The 22,774-nt window shown below is 66.4% G+C and carries 21 protein-coding genes and 1 pseudogene; 7 read left to right on the forward strand and 15 right to left on the reverse strand.

All coding sequences use genetic code 11. The features are described from left to right. Positions 1-71 precede the first annotated feature (71 nt). The 3 genes from ACGFNJ_RS17965 to ACGFNJ_RS17975 all read right to left on the reverse strand — a co-directional run bounded on the left by ACGFNJ_RS17965 (position 72) and on the right by ACGFNJ_RS17975 (position 5,160). Positions 72-2,885, reverse strand: coding sequence for a hypothetical protein (locus ACGFNJ_RS17965; protein WP_393448746.1), 2,814 nt, complete (start codon positions 2,883-2,885; stop codon positions 72-74). After that, positions 2,885-4,681: an HSP90 family protein gene (locus ACGFNJ_RS17970; RefSeq protein ID WP_393448749.1), complete on the reverse strand. Its 1,797-nt coding sequence runs from the start codon at positions 4,679-4,681 to the stop codon at positions 2,885-2,887. The genes ACGFNJ_RS17965 and ACGFNJ_RS17970 overlap by 1 nt, the downstream gene beginning before the upstream one ends. 170 nt (positions 4,682-4,851) lie before the next feature. Next, positions 4,852-5,160, reverse strand: a complete 309-nt coding sequence (locus tag ACGFNJ_RS17975; protein WP_393448752.1) for a hypothetical protein — start codon at positions 5,158-5,160, stop codon at positions 4,852-4,854. Positions 5,161-5,654: 494 nt separating this feature from the next. Here ACGFNJ_RS17975 and ACGFNJ_RS17980 point away from each other — a divergent pair, with 494 nt between their 5' ends. From ACGFNJ_RS17980 to ACGFNJ_RS17990, 3 genes are all read left to right on the forward strand, one after another. Beyond that, a complete protein-coding gene (locus ACGFNJ_RS17980; protein ID WP_393448755.1) occupies positions 5,655-6,995 on the forward strand; it encodes an MFS transporter in 1,341 nt (446 codons plus the stop codon). A 65-nt stretch (positions 6,996-7,060) separates the two neighbouring features. Further along, complete coding sequence (locus ACGFNJ_RS17985) at positions 7,061-7,402, forward strand: hypothetical protein (protein ID WP_393448758.1); 342 nt, start codon at positions 7,061-7,063, stop codon at positions 7,400-7,402. A 257-nt stretch (positions 7,403-7,659) separates the two neighbouring features. Continuing rightward, complete coding sequence (locus ACGFNJ_RS17990) at positions 7,660-9,015, forward strand: hypothetical protein (protein ID WP_393448761.1); 1,356 nt, start codon at positions 7,660-7,662, stop codon at positions 9,013-9,015. 52 nt (positions 9,016-9,067) lie between these two features. Here the strand turns inward: ACGFNJ_RS17990 and ACGFNJ_RS17995 are convergent, their stop codons facing one another. From ACGFNJ_RS17995 to ACGFNJ_RS18015, 5 genes are all read right to left on the reverse strand, one after another. Then, on the reverse strand, positions 9,068-10,414 hold the full coding sequence (locus ACGFNJ_RS17995; protein WP_393448764.1) for a permease prefix domain 1-containing protein: 1,347 nt from the start codon (positions 10,412-10,414) through the stop codon (positions 9,068-9,070). Further along, positions 10,414-10,776: a PadR family transcriptional regulator gene (locus ACGFNJ_RS18000; protein ID WP_393448767.1), complete on the reverse strand. Its 363-nt coding sequence runs from the start codon at positions 10,774-10,776 to the stop codon at positions 10,414-10,416. Before ACGFNJ_RS18000 ends, ACGFNJ_RS17995 begins: the two co-directional genes overlap by 1 nt. 114 nt (positions 10,777-10,890) lie before the next feature. Continuing rightward, the gene (locus ACGFNJ_RS18005) at positions 10,891-11,313 is read right to left on the reverse strand and encodes a ribonuclease domain-containing protein (protein ID WP_393448770.1); all 423 of its coding nucleotides are present in this window, start codon (positions 11,311-11,313) and stop codon (positions 10,891-10,893) included. Between the two features lie 41 nt (positions 11,314-11,354). Next, positions 11,355-12,221: an alpha/beta fold hydrolase gene (locus tag ACGFNJ_RS18010; RefSeq protein ID WP_393448773.1), complete on the reverse strand. Its 867-nt coding sequence runs from the start codon at positions 12,219-12,221 to the stop codon at positions 11,355-11,357. After that, on the reverse strand, positions 12,218-13,432 hold the full coding sequence (locus ACGFNJ_RS18015) for an MFS transporter (RefSeq protein ID WP_393448776.1): 1,215 nt from the start codon (positions 13,430-13,432) through the stop codon (positions 12,218-12,220). The genes ACGFNJ_RS18010 and ACGFNJ_RS18015 overlap by 4 nt, the downstream gene beginning before the upstream one ends. A 157-nt stretch (positions 13,433-13,589) precedes the next feature. Between ACGFNJ_RS18015 and ACGFNJ_RS18020 the strand changes: the two genes are divergently transcribed. Both ACGFNJ_RS18020 and ACGFNJ_RS18025 read left to right on the forward strand, forming a co-directional pair. Then, positions 13,590-14,045, forward strand: a complete 456-nt coding sequence (locus ACGFNJ_RS18020; RefSeq protein ID WP_393448779.1) for a winged helix-turn-helix transcriptional regulator — start codon at positions 13,590-13,592, stop codon at positions 14,043-14,045. 21 nt (positions 14,046-14,066) lie between these two features. Next, complete coding sequence (locus ACGFNJ_RS18025) at positions 14,067-14,816, forward strand: glutamine amidotransferase (RefSeq protein WP_393448782.1); 750 nt, start codon at positions 14,067-14,069, stop codon at positions 14,814-14,816. An 11-nt stretch (positions 14,817-14,827) separates the two neighbouring features. On the opposite strand, the gene ACGFNJ_RS18030 is transcribed toward ACGFNJ_RS18025, so the two are convergent. From ACGFNJ_RS18030 to ACGFNJ_RS18045, 4 genes are all read right to left on the reverse strand, one after another. Beyond that, a complete protein-coding gene (locus tag ACGFNJ_RS18030; protein WP_393448785.1) occupies positions 14,828-15,169 on the reverse strand; it encodes a hypothetical protein in 342 nt (113 codons plus the stop codon). A gap of 100 nt (positions 15,170-15,269) precedes the next feature. After that, positions 15,270-16,139: an alpha/beta fold hydrolase gene (locus ACGFNJ_RS18035; RefSeq protein ID WP_393448788.1), complete on the reverse strand. Its 870-nt coding sequence runs from the start codon at positions 16,137-16,139 to the stop codon at positions 15,270-15,272. Between the two features lie 65 nt (positions 16,140-16,204). Continuing rightward, positions 16,205-19,192, reverse strand: a complete 2,988-nt coding sequence (locus tag ACGFNJ_RS18040; protein WP_393448791.1) for an RND family transporter — start codon at positions 19,190-19,192, stop codon at positions 16,205-16,207. Next, a complete protein-coding gene (locus tag ACGFNJ_RS18045) occupies positions 19,189-19,638 on the reverse strand; it encodes an MmpS family transport accessory protein (RefSeq protein WP_393448794.1) in 450 nt (149 codons plus the stop codon). Before ACGFNJ_RS18045 ends, ACGFNJ_RS18040 begins: the two co-directional genes overlap by 4 nt. 387 nt (positions 19,639-20,025) lie before the next feature. On the opposite strand from ACGFNJ_RS18045, the gene ACGFNJ_RS18050 reads away from it, so the two are divergent. Further along, positions 20,026-20,568 carry a hypothetical protein gene (locus ACGFNJ_RS18050; RefSeq protein WP_393448797.1) on the forward strand — a complete coding sequence of 181 codons (543 nt, stop codon included), beginning with the start codon at positions 20,026-20,028 and terminating at the stop codon, positions 20,566-20,568. Between the two features lie 7 nt (positions 20,569-20,575). Here the strand turns inward: ACGFNJ_RS18050 and ACGFNJ_RS18055 are convergent. Next, a pseudogene (locus ACGFNJ_RS18055) lies at positions 20,576-20,662 on the reverse strand (hypothetical protein); the annotation flags it as partial. A 170-nt stretch (positions 20,663-20,832) separates the two neighbouring features. Here ACGFNJ_RS18055 and ACGFNJ_RS18060 point away from each other — a divergent pair. Continuing rightward, positions 20,833-21,327, forward strand: a complete 495-nt coding sequence (locus ACGFNJ_RS18060; protein ID WP_393448800.1) for a hypothetical protein — start codon at positions 20,833-20,835, stop codon at positions 21,325-21,327. Positions 21,328-21,333: 6 nt separating this feature from the next. Here the strand turns inward: ACGFNJ_RS18060 and ACGFNJ_RS18065 are convergent, their stop codons facing one another. Beyond that, positions 21,334-21,876, reverse strand: a complete 543-nt coding sequence (locus ACGFNJ_RS18065) for a YaeQ family protein (protein ID WP_393448803.1) — start codon at positions 21,874-21,876, stop codon at positions 21,334-21,336. Positions 21,877-22,085: 209 nt separating this feature from the next. Continuing rightward, a complete protein-coding gene (locus tag ACGFNJ_RS18070; RefSeq protein WP_393448806.1) occupies positions 22,086-22,763 on the reverse strand; it encodes a GntR family transcriptional regulator in 678 nt (225 codons plus the stop codon). Between the last annotated feature and the right edge of the window lie 11 nt (positions 22,764-22,774).

Here is a 22,774-nt window from a genome sequence, read left to right on the forward strand (position 1 = left end):
CGCGCCTGTGCCCACCACGATCGCGTGGTGAACACTGCCATCGCCGCGCCTGTCTCGTCGTGCGGCACCTATCAGCCGAGACGCTCCCTGGCCGTGGCGAGGGCGCCGGTCAGCACCTCGTGCACCGGATCATCCTCGTCGACTTCGGCAAGCGCCTTCCCGAGCACCTCCGCCGCCTCTTCCGCGCGCTCGAGGTCGAGCAGGATCCGTCCGTGCAGCAGATCCGATGAGGCGGCGTTGTCGGTGGCGTCGATCGTGCGAAACATGGTCGCCGCCTTGGCGGCTCGGGCCAGCGCCGCGTCGGAACGGTCGGCGGCGTACAGGATTCGGGCCGCGTTCTGGTCCAGTCGGGCTTGATGCCAGGTGAGCAGGTCGGGGTCGGGATCGGTCGTCGCCAGGTCGCGCACGGCCTGCTCCGCCATGTCGAGTGCGGTGACCGCCGCGTCGATTTCCCCGCTCCAGCGCAACGACATCGCCTCGCTGTAGCGGCAGTAGGCGACCCGCACAGGGTCGTCGTCGCGCGCGGCCGCGTCGCCGGCCTGTCGATACCGTTGTGCGGCAAGGGCATCGCGATCGAGGGTGTCGAGCAGGTCTGCGGTCTCGGCGAGCACCTGTGCCGCGGCGCCGTGCTCGTCGCGGGCTCGGTGGAACTCGATGATGTCGTCGTAGATCGCGAGCGCCTGGTCCGGCTCCGCCATGTCGCGGTGCAGGCCTGCGAGCAGCCAGCGGCAGCTCTGCGACTCCTCGGTGCGGCCAAGGGCGTCGAGGGCGGCGACTGCCTCCTCGGCTAGGTCGGCGGCGTCGAGCAGCTGCCCGGTCCGGTGGTAGGCGATGGCCAGATCCCACAGGCAGCGCGGCACCGCCTCGGAGTCCACCGATCTGCCGATCGCGATGGCGGTGAGCAGCTCGTGCACGGCTTCGGCAGGCCGATCCAGCTGGTTGAGCAGGGAACCGCGCAGCGCATACACCGCGATCCGCAGGTGCACCGGCTCCACGGCACGCAGCGCCGCTGCCGCCTCCTCGACGGCGGTCAGGGCGGATTCGGCGTCGCCGCTGTGGCGAAGCAGGGCGCCGAGCCGAAATCCGGCGACCGCGATCATCTTCGGGACGCCCGCGGTGCGGTAGGCCGCCAGCGCGGTGCGTGCGGCGTCGATTCCCGCGTCGAGCTGCTCGGCGTTGTAGATGGGTAGGTCCATCTGGCAGGCCGCCACATCGCCGATCAGCACCGAATCGCCCGACTCTTCCGCAAGGGTCGTCGCCGCGGTCAACAATTCCGCAGTCTCGTCGGCGAGGTCGCCACCCGCCGCGATCTGCAGCGCTTCGACCAGACGCAGTATCGACTCGATCTGCACGGTGTGGTCGGGCCCTTGAATCAGCTGGGCATGGGAGGTGCGCACGAGCGCCAATCCCTCATCGACGCGGTCGGTTTGGCACAGATGCAGGCCGAGGTGGCCGAGGTTGACCTGGCGACCGGCCTCGTCGTCCGCGGCGGCGAACAGCTCGACGGCCCGCCGGATCAACGCCTCGGTGGCCGCAGGGTCGTCGGCGTCGGCACGCAGCCGAGCACGGAGGGCGGCGGTGCGGGCCAGCAGCGACGCGTCGAAAGCACTCTCGTCGTGCGTCTCGAGTTGTTGCAGAAGCGGTGTGGCCGTTGCGCGTTCGTAGTGGTCGTAGGCTTTCTCGGCGCGCTCGACGAGCTCGGCGACGCTCAGTCCGGAGACATCGGCGGCGACCAGCGCGGGTGTAGCGCTCGGCAGCTGATGTTTGGCGGTGGCGGACAGCGGCAGGTGCTCGACAATGCGTTCGCGCGCAAGAAGAGTGCGGACAATCGTGCTCTGCTGGTCGGTGCCGTTGCGCCGATCGAACCGCGCGGCGATGTCGAGGGCTTGTTGCGTCAGTTCCGCGCCGAGCGCAGCGGCGGTGTGCTCGGCCGCCGGGCGGTCGCCGTGCGCGGGACGGCGCACCACGGCGTCGTCATGGCCTGCCTCGACGACGGTGCGCAGCAGCAGGGCCGCCGACGCGGCGAACAGCATGGCCGCCGCCGGGCTCGGTGCGCGATCCAGCCACCCGAGATGGCGGTCGAGGAGTTCCAGTCCGCGCGAAGGGTTTCCGGACAATGCGCAGAAGACGAGGTGCTCGCCGATGTCCGCCAGGTCTTGGGGCTTGGTGCGCAGGATCCGGTAGGCCCTGCGGTGCGCGTTGCGCGCCTGCTCGTACTGTCCGGTGCGCAGATAGGGCAGCAGCAGCGTGGTCAGAATGCGCTGCGGCTGTTCCACGCAGGTGAGCTCGCCCGCGAGCAACGGCTCGGCCACGGCGATGGCCTCCGCGTCGCGTCCATGCTCGACCAGATAGTCGGCCTTGCTGGAGGGATCGCAGCCCTCGCAGTCCGAGTTGTCGTCTCGCGGTGTCGCGCACCACTTCTCGTACCACTCTTCGGCGGCCGCCCGGTCGCCGATGTGCTCGGCGACCCGGTGCCGGTAGGAGTACACCGCCTGCAGGCTCTGCCCCTCCGTGCGATAACGGTCCTCCATTTGATCGAGCGCGGCCAGCGCCCGATCCTTCGGCACCTCGGGGAATTTGGTCATCGCGTTGACGGCGTGCTTGAAGTACCAGCGCAGCGTGCCGGCCACCCACGGCTCGTACGCCGCCGGGTTGCGGTCGTAGTCGGCAAGACACCGGGCGAACGGAACGAACAGCTTGGCGGGCTGTAGGCCGTGCGTGTACGCACCGACCATGCTCAGCCGGGTGTGGAAGGCGACCTCGGCGTGCTCGCCCGCCTCCGCATGCCGCAGAATCTGTTCCAGCAGAGCGTCTTTGGCATCGCCGTAGGACATCTCGTTGGCTTCGCCGAGCAGCTGGTACAGGCTGTCTTCGGTCTCGGGCATCAGGACTCCCCGGGATTGTCGTGCACTGCCCAGTCGAGCAGGCCGACGAACGATCGATTGAGCAGCGCGGTGTCCACCGGCCGCAGCGGATGCTGGCCGAGCAGCAGCGACTGGCTGTAGAGCGCCTCGACGGCCATGGTGGCCAGGCGCGGGTCCGCGAGACCGGAGATCCTGCGTACCAGGGGATTACGGTGATTGAGCACCAGTTGTGGTCGGTCCGGACCGTGGTCGGTGTCGAAGGCGCCGAGCACATCGGACCAGAGGTCGTCGGCGATCGCCCTGGTGGCGCGCAGTTCGGCGCGGTGCTGGGTATCGCGGTCGAGCAGATACAGCGCGGCCAGCGACGGCGGGTCGAAGGTGCGCAGCGTGACCTCGCAGTCGAGCCGGTCGAGTGCCCGCTGCGCGGTCGCCAGGAACGGCCGCAACGCCAGCTCGACCTCCGGGTCGACCATGTCGAAATGGGTGGCCAGCTCGCTGGTTTCGAGGCGGGTGACGCGGATATCCGGGTCGATGGCGGGCAACCGCTCGAGGATCTCGGTGAGATACGAGTAGCCGCCGTTCACCAAACCGAGGCCTTGCGCGTTCGCGACGGCGGCGAGCTGGCGGAACTCCTCCACCGACGGCAGATAGCGGACCGTGTCGAAGCGGCGCCGGAATTCGGCGAGGGGAATCCGGCCGACGTTGGTCTCCACCGGAAGCCAGCGGTCCACCAGGCGCAGCATGTCGTCGTCGTGCAGGGCAAGGGCTTTGACGCCGAGGTCGTGGATGTTGAGGAACTGGGTGAGCCTGGCCGGGTCGGCGACGGACAGTTCGACGAGCCAGTCCCTGACCTGCGCGCCGAGCGCGTCCCTGGTGGACTCCAGCAGGTCGTCCTCGTAGAGCGCTTCGCGGCTCGCGGTCGGCCGCAACTCCGCGGCGTCGACCACGCAGCGGATGAAGAAGGCCCAGTCGGGGAGTAGCCCGGTGACGCTTTCGGCGATGAGCATGCGCTTGAGGTAGACGCGATGCCCGGCCTTGGCCGCCGGATTCGCGGCCTGCGGGAGCACGAAAGCCACGCCGGTGAGCCCGGATTCGGCGCAGTCCAGGTCGAAGCTGTCGAACGGGGTGAAGCCGAAGGTGTCCTCGGCATAGCCGGCCAGGGCGGCCGCGCGATCGTGCGGGCTGGCATGCGGCGCCTGCCACGGCAGGTCGGGTTCGGTGACCGCCTGGCCGTCGACGGTGACTTCGAACGGGAGCATGCTGCCGAAGAGCGTGGCCAACTCGGTGACCGTAGTGGCGGTCATCCACTGTTCCATGCCCTGGCGCGGGCGGAGGGTCACCGTGGTGCCCGGCTCGGCGCGCTGGTCGGCGGCGAGTTCGACCTGGTAGCGGCCGTCGGCGTAGCCGGTCCATGCCACCGTCGGCCCGCCGCGCACCGAGCGGGTGAGCACGCGCGCCTCGTCGGCGACGAGGAAGCAGGACAGTAGTCCGATACCGAACTGTCCGAGGAACTCGTGCCTGGCGAAGCCGAGGCTGTCGCGCTTGCCGCTGCGGCCTATCGTGGCGAGCAGCTCGTGCACCTCGGGCTCGGTCAGCCCAATGCCGCTGTCGTGCACGCGAATACTGCCGTCGCCGGTCTGCGCCGGCGTCTCGATGCGCACCTGAGCGGGCGCGGCGCCGTCCACGGCCCTGCGTGCGGTGATGGCGTCCACCGCATTCTGCATCAGCTCGCGGACGTAGACCCGGGGACTGCCGTACAGGTGGTGACTGAGCAGATCGACCACCCCGCGCAAGTCGACCCGAAACGCTTGCTCCACCCAAAACCTCCGAAAACCACAGCACCTACGTCGAACACTCTAGCGACCCGACAGGCGCGGTTTCCCGCCGTTGGTTATAGGGGCCCTCATCGCTATGGCTAACGGGTCTCGCGCGGAGGTTCGATTGGCCAGCGGTGCAACGTTTTCGGAACGTGTTGCGGGAGCCGGATCTAGTTGGTTGCGGCGCTCTGGAGGCGGGACTGCATGCGCTTGGCCAGCAGGATGACGACCTGCTCGCGGATCAGGCCGATCCGGCTAGCGCAGGTGTCCGCCTTGGCGAGGGCGGCATAGTCGTGCACGTTGTCCGGGTCGCTCAGCAACTCGTCGAGTTCCATTCCCGCCCTCGCCTGTTCGAGGGTGAGGGTGCGGCCGGGAAGCCAGCTGAGGCGCCATGCGACGCCTTCGCGATTGGCGGTGCGCGACGCATATTCCGGAGTGCTATCGCTCGTGATCGACCGCTCGCTGACATAGAGCGTCATTTCAACCTCCTCTGTGACCCGGGAAATCGGCAGGCCACCCAAGCGCGAGTCGACCTGGCAGGTTCCTGTGAATCCGCAGGTCATGCAGGCTGTCTCGGCCCGACTTGGTGGTACCGACCGGTTTGTTGTCCCTCATCAAAGGTAGAAGCGAACGGGCGGACAGCGGTGCGCAGTGCCGCATTCTAAAATCGAGTTGAGGTAAAGTTTGCGGGCCGTCGTGGTCCATCACGGGACAATCACGCGCCGATCACATGCGATCACGGTGGTCGGCTCGGTGACGGGAATCGCTCGAGTCAGCGAACTTTCGGCGACCAATCAGGGCGATCGTGGCCGCTCTGTCGTACTCGACACGGCATGGGAATACGACCTAACGGTCTTCATCCGATGTCTTGATTTCGTACAGTGAACACGGCATTGCCGTTGTCCCAGTGGTGCTTTGGGTGCTGGGGACGACGCGGGCCATTCGATATCACGGCAGGAGAGGGACCAGGACGATGAGTACCGATGGCGCATTCTCGGCGCGGTTTGCGCGGGTGGTCGCCGCCAGCGTGGCGGGGACGACGATCGAGTTCTACGACTTCTTTCTCTACGGGCTCGCCGCGGCGCTGGTCTTCGACAAGGTGTTCTTCCCGGTCGACGATCCGCTGATCGGTGTGTTGCTTGCGCTGGTCACCTACGCGGTCGGCTTTCTCGCGCGCCCGCTCGGCGGAGTGGTGTTCGGACACCTGGGCGATCGGCTGGGCCGCCGTCGCACGCTGTCGATCACGCTGATGCTGATGGGCGGCGCGACCGTCGCGATCGGCCTCATCCCCTCGTACGCCACGATCGGTGTCGCGGCGCCGATCCTGCTCGTCCTGTTGCGGCTGACGCAGGGGCTCGCGCTCGGCGGTGAGTGGGGCGGCGCGGTGTTGCTGGTGGCCGAGCACGGATCGCCCGCGCGCCGCGGGTTCTGGAGCAGTTGGCCGCAGACCGGTGGGCCGTTGGGGAACCTGTTGGCGACCGGGGTGCTCGCCGTGCTCGGGCTCGGTGTCTCGAATGCCGAGTTCGAACGCTGGGGGTGGCGGATCCCGTTCCTGCTGTCGATAGTCCTTGTCGGGGTGGGGCTTTGGTTGCGGCACGCGGTGGCGGAGTCGCCGATCTTCGTCGAGGCCAAGCGCAAGGCGGGCAGCGGCGGGCATGCTCCGGTGCGGATCGTGCTGCGGCGGTATCGGAAACAGGTGCTGATGGCGGCGCTCGCCGATGTCGGGGAGAAGGCGACGTACTACACGTTCAGCATCTTCTTGCTCGCCTATCTCACCAGGGTCGTGCACGTGCCGAAAGCGACTGCGCTGACCGCGATTACGATCGCGTCGGTCTTTCAAGCGATCGCCATGGTGGCCGGTGGGGCGCTCGGTGACCGGTACGGGCGGCGGGTGACGAGCGTGACGCTCGCGGTGCTGACCGGGGTGTGGGCGCTTGCCGCGCTGCCCTTCGTCGACAGCGGAAGCACGGTGCGGATCACCCTCGTCATCACGGTCGGGCTGACCTTGCACGGTCTGCTCACCGGGGCACAAGCGCCGTTCTTCGCCGAGCTGTTCCCGAGTGAAATCCGTTACACCGGAGCGTCATTGGGATACCAGCTGGCGACGGTGGTTGGCGGCTCGCTGATTCCGATCATCGGCGTCGCGCTGCTGCGCCGGTATCCGTCGACGGTGCCCATCACGCTGCTGCTGTGCCTCGCTCTGGCCTGCACAGCGGCAGCGTTCCTCTGGGCGGGGGAGACCCGAGGGCGCGACCTGCGCGAGATCGAGCCCGCGGACAGTTCGCAGGCCGACCGGAGCCGATCGATTCCCTGATCATGAATCAGCTTATGCACCGGTTTTGATTCGGCTGTCGCGTCGGCTCTGGCAATCTTGTCCAGGTGACCGATTTCAGCGACAGGGGCGGTGTGCTGAGGTACCTGGTGGAGATCTCCGAAGGTGACCGGCTCAGCCCGGTGTGGTGGCAGGTGGCCAACACCGGCGGACCCGCGCAGGTGGCGGCGGCTCTGAAGGAGATGGCGGTGCGCTTGGAGCTCGACCTGCTCTACCACCCGAGCGAAGGCCGTTGCTGGTACCGCTACTCGGTCAGTTGGTCCGACGGCGCGATCCTCGAAGGCTTCGAGGGCGAAATCGATCCGACGGTCATCCCCGACGACCTTCGCGCGCTCGCGCGCTCGGTGATCACGGTCACCGTGCGCGAACGCAGGCACCACGAGGGGTAGCAGGCCCACTTGCGTCCGGGCGGGCGAGCTGCCATTCTCGTGCCCATGATCTCTTATGGAAAGGGCGTGCTGCGCCCGGGCCGTTGAGCCCCCGCGAGGCCACGTTCGTGGCCCACGCATTATCTCTTGCCGCTCTGCACGGCCCCGGCCCTTGGCCCCGTGACGGGCATCCACTCCCGGACGAACAACCGCGACAACCCGGCGAATTCGTGCTGCCCAGTGTCGTTTTCGACGGTATCCGGACGCACCATTTCGGGGTGGGCAGCCAGCCCGTCGACGAGCTGGCCGACCAGATTCTCGAGCATCTGGACAACCCGGCGCCGCTACTCGACCTCTTCGCCGACCTGGATGCGGTACGGGTCGCCGACGATCTCGTGCACGAGTTGCGATCTCGTCGGATGCCACGTGAAAAGCTGCGAAGCACAGCACGATTCGTAGCCGAGAACGCGACTCGACGCGAAGTCGCCAAACTCGGCATCGTGTTGCTCGGCATCAGCGGCGACGAACGCGACTGTGAGCTGCTCCAGCTGCTGGGGACGCTCGACGAATTCGCGTTGTTCGCCGTGGTTGCGCTGATGAATACCCAACCCGACCGGCACCGCGCGGTCTTCCAGCTGGCACAGCGGCTGGACGGCTGGGGCCGCATTCACGCGGTCGAGCGGCTGGCAGGCTGCACCGACCCGGACATCAAAGCCTGGTTGCTGCGCACCGGCTTTCGCAACGGAGTGATGAACGAATACCTCGCCCACCTCGCCGCCACCACCGGAGGTCTCTATGAAGCGCTGCTGGACGAAGTCGACGATGCCCTGCTCAGCGGTGCGGCGGGCATTCTGACCGCGTTGGCTATGGGCGGACCCGCCAACGACATGCACGATTACGACGACGCCGTGCCCGCTATGCATCGGTTCGCGGAGCTGGTGGACGCGGCCGCACCCGATCTGGGGTTGCTCGATGCGGCACTCACCTTGGATCGGTTCGTGCACACCGAGGAGCTCGACTGGCCTGACGGTGAGCCCGTTCGCCTGCGGGAACGGTACAGATCACTTGTGTCACAGACGCGTTGGCGTGAACTGGTCACGAGTGAACTCGCGGCGCGTGTCTCGATCGATGCGCGGGCTGCGAATGAGCGGAGATTCGAAAGCGCGCTCTCCTGTGCGGGGCGCCTGCGCCTGCACGCATTCCCCTATGCCTTGGAGCGCTTACGGATCGATCCGTACAACGGCTACGTCTGGCAGTGGGCGATACGGCACTGCGACGGGCCGTTCGACGAGATCGTCGATCTCGCCGAGGAACTCCTTCCGCTCGACGACCTGGCGTCGGGACCGTCGGAATCCGTTGGCCTCGGTATCGGTTTCGAGGCAGACATGGCCTTGGAGCTGGTGGTGCAAGCACTGCACGACCACCCAGGTCTCGGGGAGCGGTTGGTGCGGGTCGCGCTGGCCAACCGTGTCATCCGTTGTCGCTGGTCGGCTTTGAAGCTCCTCCGCAACTGGCCGACCGACCCTGCGGCAGTGCGTGACTGGGTCGCCACCGCCGCCGACCGTGAGCCCAACCCGGATCTGCGCACAGCCATGCTGGCGTTCCCGGACAGTGGAGCCGAGCCGGTGACCTGATCGGTGATGTCGGCGGGCCAGCACGTAAATGGCCCGCCGACACCACTGTTCGTCATGCGAAGTCGAACAACGGGGGGATGGCGAGGGTGACGGCCGCGGCCCAGGCTCCGTAGACCGGCAGGTATCTGGTCTGCCACTGCTCGACGGAGCCGAAGCCACGCTTGCCGCGGACGAAGCCGAGGCTCAGATAGGCCGACCAGGCCAGGTTGACCAGCAGCACCAGGTTCAGTCCGAGGGCGACCGTCTTGTTCGGCGTGAAGCCGAATTCCGCGATGCGGCTGAGCATTACGGCAAGCATGACCACGTCGACGGCAAGGGCGCTGACGACGAGGACCAGCTGGAGTCGGTCGAACAGATCCGGTGCGGCCAGCGGGTCGCGCGCGGAGATCGCGTACAGCAGCAGGCCGAGCACGAGAACGAGAATGAGATCCATCAGGATCAGCAGATTCCGGTTCACATCGATGACGCTGCCGCTTGTCGCGAACGCCGCGAGCAGCGCCAGCAGCATGATCACCGTGAGCGGGGTGAACACCCGAGTCAGCACGGGCGCGATGTTCTCGACGACATTCTGTTTCGCCTCGACCAGCCAGGCCGCGACGATGACGGCGCCTGCCATGCCGAACGGCGCGACCCAATCCGAGATGACCCACTCGACATCGATGTCGAGGGTTTCGAAGGCGCCGACCGTCAGTCCCATCAGCACGCCGCCGCCGAGGGCGAGCAGCGTCAGATAGACGAACCATTCGCCGGTGAATCGGATGAAATCCATTCGGCGCCGGTCGGATCGCCAGTCGCCGCCGACGTAGGCGAGGCCGACTACGAACCACAACGCGAGTGGTGCGTGGATCGCGGCGACGACCTCGGTGGCGCCCGCGTGGGTGAACGGGAAGACGTTCAGCACCACCGCGGCCAGCACGAACGGAACGATCAGCGGTGCGGCGGTGCGCACCGTCAGTTGCCGCTTCCACGCGAAATAGGCGGTGAGGAAGGGGATTACGAAGAGGCTCACATTGCGGCCGAGCGCGTCGTCCGACAACAGCGCCAAGCCGGTCTTGAGCGAGAGTGCCGCCGCGACGGCGAGGACGAGCACAATGATCAGCTCACGCCTCGGTCGCGCACCGTTGCCGTCCGGTGCTGCGGGCACCAGCACCAGCTGCTTCCACAACCGGTCGGAATGTTCCCTGGCGAACTCGCGCGAGAGGGCATCGAGTGCGCCCATGCGCTTGATCGAGACGAGGAAGGCCTCGTCGGAGCTGAGCCCGGCGGTGGACAGGTCCGAGACCTGACCGCGCAGATGGTCTTCGAGTTCCTCGACATCGGCGGCGGAGATCGCCTTGTGGCGTTGGATGTAGCCGCGCCACTGGCCGATCTGCGATTCCAACTCGGCGTCGTCGTTCATCAGGCCCATCCCTTCGCGAGGTGCGGCGGCAGCTGGATGTCCTGCCAGACCTGGTTCAATGCGTCCGCGACGACGGTCCATTGCAGGCGTCGCTCAGCGAGCACCTCCCGGCCCGCATCGGTGATCGCGTAATGCTTGCGGCGGCGACCGCCTTCGGAGGTTCCCCAGTGTGCCGACACGTAGCCCAGGCGTTCCAGGCGGTGCAGCAGGGGATAGAGCATGCCGTCGGTCCACTGCATCTGGCCGCGGGACAGCTCGTTGACGCGCTTGACGATCGCATAGCCATAGGACTCGCCGTCGGCGAGGATGCCTAGGACCAGCGGCGTCGCCGAAGCGGCTACCAAATCTTTGTCGATATGCACCGGACTCCCATGCGTAGATCTTCTAGGGATGAACCCTAGCAGACCTAGGTATGGGTCAGGTGGAGGTCCGGTGCGCCGGGTGTGCTGATTGTGTGCGGGTGAGCGCTGTTCGGATCAGCGCATCTGTGTGAACGTCCCGTAGTGATCGCCGGTGTACCACGCGGTGCGTTCGTTGCCGGTGATGATCCGCTCCGCGTCACGGCTCTGGCCCGGTTTCTTGATGTTGACGTCCCACTCGCGGTAGGCCATCGGGCGGCCCGTCGAATCGGTGCGCGGCAACCGCCCCTCCCGATTCGACCAGGTGCCACCGCCTTTGGTGCCGGAGCCGTCGTTCGGCGGCCACGTCCCCGCATCGATCCGAGCGAGCGTGTCCCACGCCCGCTGCGGCACCGACGTCGACACCAGCATGATCGACGCGTCTGATGCCGCCCGATCCTGCTGCCCCTGCGCCCCGGTCGAGAATCCGAGAATCAGCGCGAATGCCGCAGCGAGCGCGGCGAAAGTGTGCGCGAATTTAGTCGAAGCCGCCCCAGTCATGACTGGTCAACCTACGTGCCCAACCCGAACACCACGTTTCCTCAGGTTTCGCTGCGGTGAACGAATCGGGTTATGTGGGCTGCGATTTCGTCGGCGTGGTCTTCGAGGGCGAAGTGGCCGGTCGGCAGGATGTTCAGGTCGGCGTTGGGGAGGTCGCGGAGGTAGGGGTGGGCGCCTGATTCGGGGAAGATTTCGTCGTTGGCGCCCCAGGTGATCAGGGTGGGGGGTTGGTGGGTGCGGAAGTAGGCGTGCCATTCGGGGTAAAGGGATGGGTTGGTGCGGTAGTCGTAGAGGAGGTCGAGCATGGCTTCCTTGTTGCCGGGGCGGTTGAGCAGGGCGGATTGGAGAAGCCAGCTGTCGGGGTCGATTCGGGTCGGGTCTTGGACGCCGTGGGTGTAGTTCCATTGGAGGGCGGCGTCGGACATGCCTGCTTCGCGGATGGCTGCGCGGTTGGCGGGGGACGGATCGTTCCAGAAGGCGCGGAGCGGGGTCCAGAAGCTGTCGGGTAGGCCTTCCTCGTAGGCGTTGGCGTTCTGGATGACGAAGAACGTGACGCGGTCGGGGTGGCGGGTGGCGAGGCGGAATCCGATGGGGCCGCCGAAGTCTTGGAGGTAGAGGGCGTAGCGGTCGAGGGCTAGTTCTTTGGTGAAACGTTCGACGACGTCGGTCAAGTTGTCGAAGGTGTAGGTGAATTCTTTGGGGTCGGGGGCGTCGCTGTGGCCGAAGCCGGGATAGTCGGGGGCGAGGAGATGGAAGCGGTCGGCGAGCCGATCGATCAAGTCGCGGAACATGAACGACGACGCGGGGAAGCCGTGCAGGAGCAAAAGGGTTGGGTTGTCTCTACTTCCGGCCTCTCGATAGGAGATTCGGGTGCCGTCGATGGTGATGTCGCGGTAGTGCGTGGTCATGGGATCTCGACTTTCTGGTTGGTGTTTTCGGTGGAGAAGGGTTCTGGTGCAGCGGGTTTGGTGGCCGCCCAGAAGATCAGGGCGGTCAGGCTGACCGTGGCGCCGAGCAGGCAGACGCCGTGCCAGCCCCATGCGGCGTAGGTGAGGGTGGACAGGAGGGCGCCGGTCGCGGAGCCGAGGGAGTAGAAGAGCATGTAGGCGGCAGTGAGGCGGCTTTGCGCTTCCGGGCGGACGCGGTAGATCAAGCCCTGGTTGGTGACGTGCACGGATTGCAGGCCGTAGTCGATGGTGACGACACCGAGCACGAGCCACCAGAGCGAGTGGGGGAGTAGGGCTATCGGGATCCAGGAGGCGAGCATGATCGTGAGGCCGATGGCGGTGGTGCGTTGACCGTGGCCTCGATCGGCCTGGTTGCCCGCGAACGCCGCGCCGAGCGCACCTGCCGCGCCTGCGAGGCCGAACAGTCCGATGCTGGTGTGCGACAGCGATATCGGCGGAGCGGACAGCGGAAGCACCATCGGTGTCAGGAGTGTCGTGATTGCGGTGAAGATGAGGAACGCCAGGATCGCGCGGATGCGCAGAACGGGTTCGCGCACGAGCAAAGTCGGGACGGAACTGACCAGTCGGCGGTAGCTGAGGTGTTCTCGACGAGCGATCTCCTTCGGTGTCGCCCGAAGCAGCACTAACGCCATGGTCAGCGTCGCGACCGCCGAGACGGCGAATACCGCACGCCAGCCGCCGATGTCGGCGATGCTGCCCGCGATGACGCGCGCCAGCAGGATGCCGAGGACGATGCCGCTGGTGACGGTGCCGACCACGCGTCCACGTTCGCTCGGGTTCGCCAAGATCGCGGAATAGGCGACGATGACCTGGGCGACGACGGCCAGGACGCCGACAACACCCATGGCGCCCAGCATGATCCACGGCGACGGCGCGAAAGTGACCGCGCCGAGGGCGAGGAACGACAGGCTCAACTGCCCGACGATCAGGCGCCGCCGGTCGAGGCGGTCGCCGAGTGGAACTATCAGCAGCAAGCCCGCGCCGTAGCCGATCTGGGTAACCGTCACGATTGCGCCGACCGCACCGTGGTCGATGCCGAAGTCCGCGGCGATCAGATCGAGCAGGGGCTGCGCGTAGTAGACGTTGGCCACGGCCAGCCCGCAGGCGATCGCGAAGAGCAGGGTGCGACCACGGGACAGTTGTGAACTCATGTCCGGTATCGCGGTAAACGGCACTGCCCGTGTGGTTTTGGCGTTCGTTGCGCTGTCGTGCATCCCCGACCTTCCGACGGTTGCATAGTGCTACCACTGGAACCATGCCACGGGTGGTAGCATTGTGCAACCCATTGGACGGGCGGAAGGATGGGCGGTGCCGAAGCGGACCACGCATGAAGCGGCGAGCTGTGCCGTCGCCAGGCCGCTCGACGTGATCGGCGATCAATGGACGCTGCTGATCATTCGCGACGCGCTGGAAGGTGCGACCCGATTCGGCCAGTTCCAGAAGAGCCTCGGACTGGCGAAGAACATCCTGTCGTCGCGGCTGCAAAGCCTGCTGGCCAACGGCCTGCTCGAAACGATGCCGGCCACCGACGGCAGTCCGTATCAGGAGTACATCCTGACCGAGAAGGGCCGCGCCCTGTTCCCGGTGATCACCGCGCTGCGTCAGTGGGGCGACGCGTACTTCTTCGAGGACGACGAAGTGCGCCCCAGGCTGGTCGACAGTGCGCACGGCCGACCGGTCGCGCCGGTCGAGGTCCGGTCCGCCGACGGCGCGATCCTCACCCCGGATGCCGTGTCGATCGCGATGACGCGTGTCGATCGCTGACGGATCTTGCACAATCGGTGCATGCGCACACCTTGGTTGTTGCTGCTCCAGCTACGGCCGGAGCGCCCCGCCGCGGACGACGAGTACCAAGCCATCCTGCGAGCCGGGGACCTCGACGCCGATGAGGTGACGCGGGTTCAGATGGACCAGGGGTTGCCAACCATCGCCCTCGATGAGCACCGAGCGGTCATTGTCGGCGGCGGTCCGAGCAATGTCGCCGCCCCGGAGGCCGAAAAGTACGAATATCAGCGGCGTTTCGAGCCTGGGCTGAAGAAGCTACTGGCCGAGATCGTCGAGCGCGACGTGCCCTACCTCGGCGCCTGCTACGGGTTGAGCATCCTCGCGGATGTGCTCGGCGGGACCGTCAACGGGGAGCAGTACGGCGAGACCGCGGGCGCGCAGACCATCGAGTTGACCGCGGAGGGGCGCGATGATCCGCTGTTGCGCGGCATTCCGGACACCTTCCGTGCCTTTGTCGGGCACAAGGAGGCCTGTCAGGAGGTGCCGCCCGGCGCGGTGCTGCTCGCGGGCTCGGCCGACTGCCCGGTGCAGATGATCCGCACCGGGCGGAATGTGTATGCGACGCAGTTCCATCCGGAGTTGGACGGCGACGGGCTGGCGCTGCGCATCGAGGTGTACCGGCATGCAGGCTATTTCGACCCGGCCGAGGCGGACTACCTGACCGAGCTCGGCCACCGGGAATCGGTGACCGCCCCGAGCCGGATTCTGCGCCGGTTCGTCGAGCACTATCGAAACGATCACGCCCGCTGAGCTCCGGCGGGTCAGCCGGTGGTGATGCCGGTGGTCACCTTGACGATCACCTTGTCGGCGGTCACCGATTGCACGTTGACGCTGAGTCCGTCGGCGGGCTTGGTCTCGCCGACCGGCACCGAGACCTGCTGGCCGCCCACCTTCAGCGTGACCGTATTGCCGTCGACCGCAACGAGTTCCGCGTCCACCCCGAGAACGCTGGCCTTCGCGTTGACCCCGCGGTCGAACGTGATCGTGCAGCCGCTCACCGCGCACTCGGTCTTGGTGCCTTGCCCCTCGACGGTGCACGCCGTCGACCCGAACAGAGCGAACACGGAGAACAGAACCAAGGCAGCGAAGCGGCGAACAGTCATGCCGACAGGGTAGAGGCACACCGGATAGCTGACGCCAGGCACGCCCGCGGAGGCGGGGCGTGGCGACGCCAAGAATGGTGGTGACGTCGCGCCCGAGGCGTCAGCTCTTGCCGTCGAGCACCTCGTGCAGCTTGTCGGCGAAGGCCTCCGGCTGGCCGGCGTATCCGTACTCGCCGCCCATGAACCCGCCGTGATGGCTCGGGAACACGGTCAGCTCCTGGCCGAGCAGCTCGGCCATGGCGGCCGAGGCGCGCCAGGTGAAGGTGCTCTTCGACTCGATGCCCGCGGCGATCACGATCCGGGTCGGTGCCGCGGTGAGCGCGGCGACGTCGGGCTGGTAGCTGCTGACCGCCCAGGAGCGGTCCGAGAGCAGCGGATCGTCGCGGGTGCCGTCGTCGTCGCTCGGCATCCCGAACATCGCGGGATCCGCGGCAGGCTGGGCGAAGTAGTCGTCGGTGAACTCGCCCTCCCACGAGGTCATCGCGATGAATTGCGCCATGCCCGCGTGGGATCCCTTGGCCTCGTACGTGTCTCGGATGGCCGCGCGCGCACGCTCGCTGGCCTCGGCATCGGGAACCACCGGCAGCAGTGGTGGCTCGTGCGCCACGACCGTGGTCACATCGCCGGGATGCGCGGTGACAAGCGCGAGCGCGACGATCGCACCGCCGCTGCTGGCGAACATCTCCACTGGACCGACGCCGAGCGCCTCGATGAGCGTATGCAGATCGCCGGCCTGGACCGTAGGTGCATGGTCGATGCGGCCGTCCTTGCGGACGCTGCGGCCGAGACCGCGCGGGTCGTAGGTGATGACGGTCCGATCGGTGAAATGCGAGCGCAGGGCGGTGAATCCGGTGGCGTCCATCGGCTGTCCGATCATGAACAGCGGTGGTCGGCCGTCCGCGGTGGGCAGCGGACCGTGCACGTCGTAGACAAGATCGACCGCATCGGTCGCGAGCGTGTGTGTCGTCATGTCTCTATAGACGTTTCCCGGCCCGGAAATTCATCGCCCGCCGACGAGCGTTTCCGAGCCGATCGCTAGTGCGCGGGCAATGCTCGGCGTGGGAACAGGCGGCGCGGGAAGAGGAGAGACGCGCCTGCGGCCAGCAGCGGCTGGCCCCAGATCGGGCGGAACAGCGTCGGCGGTGTCGGCGCCGGATTCGAGTGGGGGCGAAGGCGTTCGGCGCGCGGCATGATCAGGTCGGCGGGCTTGATCGGCCACCACATGAGGGTGGCGAGCTTGGCCGCGGCCGCGGGAATGATGAAGGACCGCACGAGGAAGGTGTCCACGAACAGGCCGATGCCGACGACCGACCCCACCTGGGCGATGTTGGTCAGCTTGCTGGTCAGCAGGGACAGCATGGTGAGGCCGAACACGACACCCGCGGTGGTGACAACGCTGCCGGTGCCCGCGAGGGAGCGGATGATGCCGGTGTTGAGCCCGGCCCTGGCTTCCTCTTTGAAGCGCGCGGTGAGCAGCAGGTTGTAGTCGGCGCCGACCGCGACCAGGGTGATGAACGCCAACGGCGCGACCATCCAGTGCAATTCGATGCCGAGCAGATGCTGCCAGACCAGGACGCCGAGGCCGAGAGCGGTGGCGTAGGCGAGCAGGACCGTGCCGATCACCAGCGCCGCGGCGACGAGACTGCGCAGCACAACGAGAATGATGAGGAAGACGAACGCGAGCGCGACAACGGCGACCAGGGTGAAGTCGTGATCGGCAAGGGCGCGTACGTCTTTCATCGAAGAGCCGACGCCACCGACCGAGACGACACTGCCGTCGAGTGTGGTGCCCTTCAACGCTTGTTCGGCCAAATGCTTTGCCGCGGCAGCACGTTCCATGCCGGGTATGCCGAAACTCTCACCGCTGCCGTACACCAGCATCCGCGTGCTCTTGCCGTCGGCCGACATGAGCAGTGAGAGCGCCCTGGTGAATCGGGAGTCGCTGAACGCTTGGGGCGGCATGTAGAAGATGCCGCTGTCGCTGCCACTGAAGTTGCGCCCGAGCGCCTGCAGGAAGTCGGTGATATCGCTGATCTGCGGGACCAGCGCCCCCGCGGTGCCGGTCAACGCGGCGGCGATGCCGCGCAGCTGGGTCAGCATGCCGGTGAGCTGGTCGAGGCTCGACAGTGCTTGCGGCAGTGTGGTGCTGAGGCCGCCGAGCGCATTCGCCATGGTGTCCGATCCGTTGGAGACGGGTCCGATGCTCTGGACCATCGTCGCGATCGGCGAGCTGTCGACCTTGTCGAGGACCGTCTTGGTCGCCGTGCACAGCGGATCGGCGGCGCAGTTCGGGTTGTCGGCGACCGCCTGCCGCAGCGGTTGTGCGGTCGAGGTGACCTGGTCGACGCTGTCTCGGAGCTGGGTGACGCCGGTCTGTAACTGGACGGCGCCGGTCGAGGCGCTGTCGAGGCTGGCGATGCCGCGCTGCAAGGTGCCGCGCAGGGCGTTCGCCGCGCCCATCATCGTGTCGATGCCCGTGGTCAACGCATCGAGGTCGTTGACCCGCGAGGTCAGAATGGACTTGTTCTGCGCGATCCGGTCGCCGATGTACCCGGCCTGGTAGGTGAGGGAGGTCTGCGGAAGTAGGGTGCCGAGCGGGCGGGTGATGCCTTGGACGAGGTCGATGCCCGGCTCGTCGGCGAGCTTCCTCGCCACCCTTTCGATCGCGAGCATGTCCGCGGGGTTGCGTAGGTCGTGGTTGGCTTCGATCAGCACGAAATCGGGGGAGAGACGGTTCGAGGGGAAGTGCCGTTCGGCTGCGGCGTAGCCGAGGTTGCTCGGGGTGTCGGCGGGTTGCACGCCGCGTTCGTCGTACCCGGTGATCATGCCGGGCAGCAGTAGCCCGCAGACGATCAGCGTGGCGAGGCCTGCCGCGAGAATGGGACCCGGCCAGCGCACGGTCCTGGTGCCGATGCGTCGCCACGTGCGGGTGATGTTGTGTTCGGTCACCGCCCTCGGTTCGAGCAGGCCGACCGACGCGCCGATGCTCATGAGTGCGGGCACGAGTGTCATTGCTGCGGCGAGTGCCACGAGAATGGCGATGGCACAGGGGATTCCGGCGCTCTTGAACAGGCTCAACTGGGCAAGGCTCATGCAGGCGCAGGCGCCCGCGATGGTCAGCGCGGACGCGGTGACAATCGGGCCGATGCCACGGTAGGCGGCATGGTAGGCCGCGGCAGGCGCAATCCCCTTGCGGCGGCCCTCGTGGTAGCGGCCGATGAAGAAGATCGCATAGTCGGCGCCTGCGCCGAGAATGAGTGCCGATCCGAGCATCACCGAAAAGCTCGACACCGGTGCGAGTTTCAGCTCGCCTACCAGGGCGATGAGCGGTCGCGCCACGGCAAGGGCCATGCCGATGCCCGCCAACGGGACGCCGGCAAGCAGCGGTGAGCGGTAGACGACGAGGAGCACGAGGCCGATCAAGACGCCTGCGGCGACCGACAGCGCGACCATGCCGCGTTCGGCGGCGGTGAGCTCATCGGAGACGGCAGCTCCGGGTCCGGTGACGTAGACCGTCAAACCCGGTGGCTTGGTGCTGGTTTCGACGATGTGGCGGACGGCGCCGATGGCGTCGTTCGCTTTGACCGTGCCCATATAGCCTGCGAGGCGCAGCATTACGTACGCGGCCTTGCCGTCGGCGCTCTGGTTCACGACGCCGGTCATCGGATCAGACCAGAGATCCATCGCCGATTGGACGTTGTCCTTGTCCGCGGTGAGGGTCCGCAGGAGCGAGTTGTAGTAGTCCCGATCCCGTTGGCCGAGGACGTGATCGGCCTCCAAGAACACGAAAGAGACGTTGTTGGTATCGGATTCGTGGAACCGCTCGCCCATGGTGGACAGTGCGACCGCGGACTCGGCGTTCGTCGGCAGGAACGGCTGCGCCTGGCGCGCCACCACGGTCTCCACCTGCGGAATGACCAGGTTGAGCAGTCCGGCGAGGCCGACCCAGGCGACCACGACCAGGACGGCGTAGCGGCGGAGGAACTCGGCGAAGCGGCCGGGTGCGCGCGTCGTCGGTGTCATGTCGCGATCACGTTGCAGCTCACCGCGGCTCGCTCACCCGTCGCGGTTTGCGCGTCGCGTACCTGCCCGTCGACGAGGATCGTGCAGGTGACGGAGTCGGCGTCGACCTCGGCGGTGATGCCGGCAGGCGCGATCGACGACGGGGGCAGGCGGATGGACCACGGCAGCGGTGCTTGCACTTCGTGCACGCCGAGCGATCCGCCGAGGTAGCTGATTTGTGCTGTGGCAGTAGTGGATTCGCTGGTGAGCCGGTACTCGATCACGCTGCGCGGCAGCTCGGCGCTGGCGGGGAGGGGTGGTCGGCGGTCTGCCGTGTCGACCAACGCGGTGTCGGGCAGTTTGAGCACCACGACGGTCACTGCGGCGAGGACCACCACGATCACGAGGCCGATCCACCCGTGCTTGCGCAGCGTGTCACGCACCGCCGAGCGAGGTGGGGGCGCCATGAGCTTCTCCTACGTTCGTTTAAACGTAACCGCCGGTACTGGATAAAGCGGAGGCTAATCGAGCCGAATGGAGTAGCGCAACAGTTGCTGTGCAGGTCACAGTGCATTTAGTTTGCAATGCACGTCACAGTGTAGCGAGTGGCGGCCGGGTCGGAGATAGGTAGCTGAGAACTCGCGAAGTGTCGATATCGACTTCCTCGACTTTCTCGGCTACGCCGAATTCAACCCATATCCGCCATTGTCTGCTGGTTTGCTGAACCTAGGGGAAGCCGGATGCTGCGCCGTCCGGTTCTCCTCGATGTCGAGGCACAGCTGAAGCACTGGTGAAACTCCGTAGCTGGAAGCTGTATTGCGAGCGAGCAGTACATCTTTCGAAGGAGCAGCACAGTGAAGACAGGTATCGCGCACCTGATCGTCGTCGCGGCCGTCGCGGCCATGACGCTCAGCGCTTCCAGCACTTCCTCCGCCGACGTCGTCCAAAGCAGGTACATGCGCAATGTGTATACCGGCCTGTGCTTGACCGACCGGGGTATCGAGAACTATCCGAACGCGCAGGAGTGTGCGTTCGACGGTGCCGGGAATCTACCGCCCAACCAGCAGTGGAATATAATCGCTGCCACATCGGGTCCATGGAACGCGGTGCTGCTCCGCAGCGGCCTCGGCAACTGCCTCCGCCACGGCACCGGCGCTGAGCATTTCCCGGAAAGTACCGTGTGCACGAATACCGGACCCGCACCCAGTCCCGATTACCGGCAAATTTGGGTCTGGCAGATTGACACAGGGGCGCAAGGGGTGACGATTCGGTACCAAACTCGGCCCGACCAGCGCACCCTCTGTCTCGGCGTCGACCAAGACGCCCCGCATCTCCTCATGATGGCCGAACAGTCCAGATGGTACGACCATCGATACATCGAATGGAACATCGGCTGAGGCGAATTCAGACGACGCGTTGCGCTTCGATGGGGGCGCCGACCTCGATCCATGCGGTGATCCGTCCGGTCAGATCGCGCGCCACCATGGCGGGCTCATCGGTCGCGAAGGCCTAGCGGGGCCGAATGCGTTGAGGCACAGCTGAAGCGCTGGTGAAACTCCGTAGCTGGAAGCTGTACTGCGAGTGAGCAGTACATCTTTCGAAGGAGTAGCACAGTGAGAACGGGTATCGCGCACCTGATCGTCGTCGCGGCCGCCGCGGCTATGACGCTCGGCGCTTCCAACACTTCCTCCGCCGAGATCGACCAAGTCAGCGGTTACATGCGCAATGTGTACACCGGCATGTGCTTGACCGACCGCGGCATCGAGAACTATCCGAACGCACAGGAGTGCGCGTTCGACGGCGCCGGAAACCTACCGCCCAACCAGCAATGGACTCGCATTTCTGCCAATTCGGGTCGGGATTGGGCACTGCTCCGCAGCGGCCTCGGTAACTGCCTCCGCCACGGCACGGAGGCTGAGCATTTCCCGGAAAGCACCGTGTGCACGAACACCGGCCCCGTGCGCGATCCTGATTTCAGGCAATCTTGGTACCTGAGGCTGCAGGACTGGAGCCAAGGGTCAACTGTTCGGTACCAAACGCAGTCCGACCACCGCATCCTCTGTCTCGGCGTCGACCAAGACGCCCCGCATCTCCTCATGATGGCGGAACAGTCCCGCTGGTACGACCATCGATATATCGAATGGAAGTTCGTCTGAGGCTGATCAGACGAGGCGGTGTGCTTCGATCGGGGTGCTGAGGGTGGTGCCGTTGAGGTCGAGGTACAGAGCGCGCTCGGTGATGGAAAGTGTTGCGGTATTGCGGCGTTCGAGGGCGGCGACCGCAGCGGCGATGAAGTCGCGGTCGAAGCTGTAGAGCGGGATGTCCTCGGCGCGGTGAATTCGCTTGCCTGCCAACTGGGCTAGGACCTTCACCGGGTCGCGATGGGTATAGATGGCGGCTCGCCCCGCCAACTTGCTCCCGCGATGCACCCGCTCCGCGTCCGGCGCGCCGACCTCGATCCACGCGGTGATCCGTCCGGTCAGATCGCGCACCAGCACGGCGGGCTCATCGGTCGCAGACACACCACCCTCGCTGAACGTGATCCCCTCCTCGTACTCGAGGCAGTAGGCCAGCAGCCGCGTCACCATGAACTCGTCGGTCTCGGAAGGATGCCGCGCCACCCGCAACTCCAACTCCTCGTAAACCCCGCGGTCAACATCGGCCAGGTGAACGGCAAAGGTGTGCAGTGTCGCGCTGATAGCCATAGACCCCCAACCCTAGCCGTGCCCGTCGCAAGGTTGCGCGGCGGTAGTTGGAGCCCCTCGTATAGCAGAAGGCTGCCCCCGGCCAGCCTCTTCAGCATTTGGTCAATTGATCACGAGGCACTGGTGGCGGCATCGCTCGAGAAGGCCCCGCCACCAGTGCCCCCTCAGCACGAAACCGCCCACCCAGTCCCACATACCGAGATGGGGGGCTAGGTGATGTGGTGGTCTGGGGCGTTTCCGGCGGCCCAGATGCCGCGGACGTGGCCGATGTGTTTGCGGAGGAAGAGTTCGAGTTCTTCGCCTTGGTTGCGCTCGATGAGGTCGATGATGGTGTGGTGTTCTTGGGCGGACTGTTCGAGTTCGCCGCGGGCCACCAGGGCGGCCAGGCCGAAGAGGCGGGTTTGGGCGCGCAGGTCGCTGACGATTTGGGACAGGCGCGGGTTGCGGCAGTACTCGAGCAGCATGAGGTGGAAGCGCTGGTCGGCGTCGACGTATTCGACGAGGTCGCCGCGCTTGGCGGCCTCGACGATCTTGTCAGCCTGCGCCCGGAGTCCGGGGACGTCGGCGGCCGGGATGAGGTCGACGATCGCGCGGACGCTCGGCGGCTCGAGCAGCATGCGGATCTTGGCGATCGCATCGAGGTCCTCGTCGGAGGTCTCGGTGACGCGGAAACCTTTGTTCGGCACCGAGGTCACCAGCCCCTGCTTGACCAGATCGAGCATCGCCTCGCGCACCGGGGTCGCGGAGACCCCGAAGCGTTCCGACAACCACGGCGCCGAGTAGAGCGCCCCGGGCTCGAGCTTACCGGAGATGATCGCGGCACGCAACGCGTCGGAGACGTGATCACGCAAGGTCTGTCGCTTGACCGTATCCAACCGCTCAATCATCAATGCGCTCC

The organism is Nocardia sp. NPDC049149 (genome assembly GCF_043197455.1).
In the GTDB taxonomy this organism is placed as follows: Bacteria; Actinomycetota; Actinomycetes; order Mycobacteriales; family Mycobacteriaceae; genus Nocardia.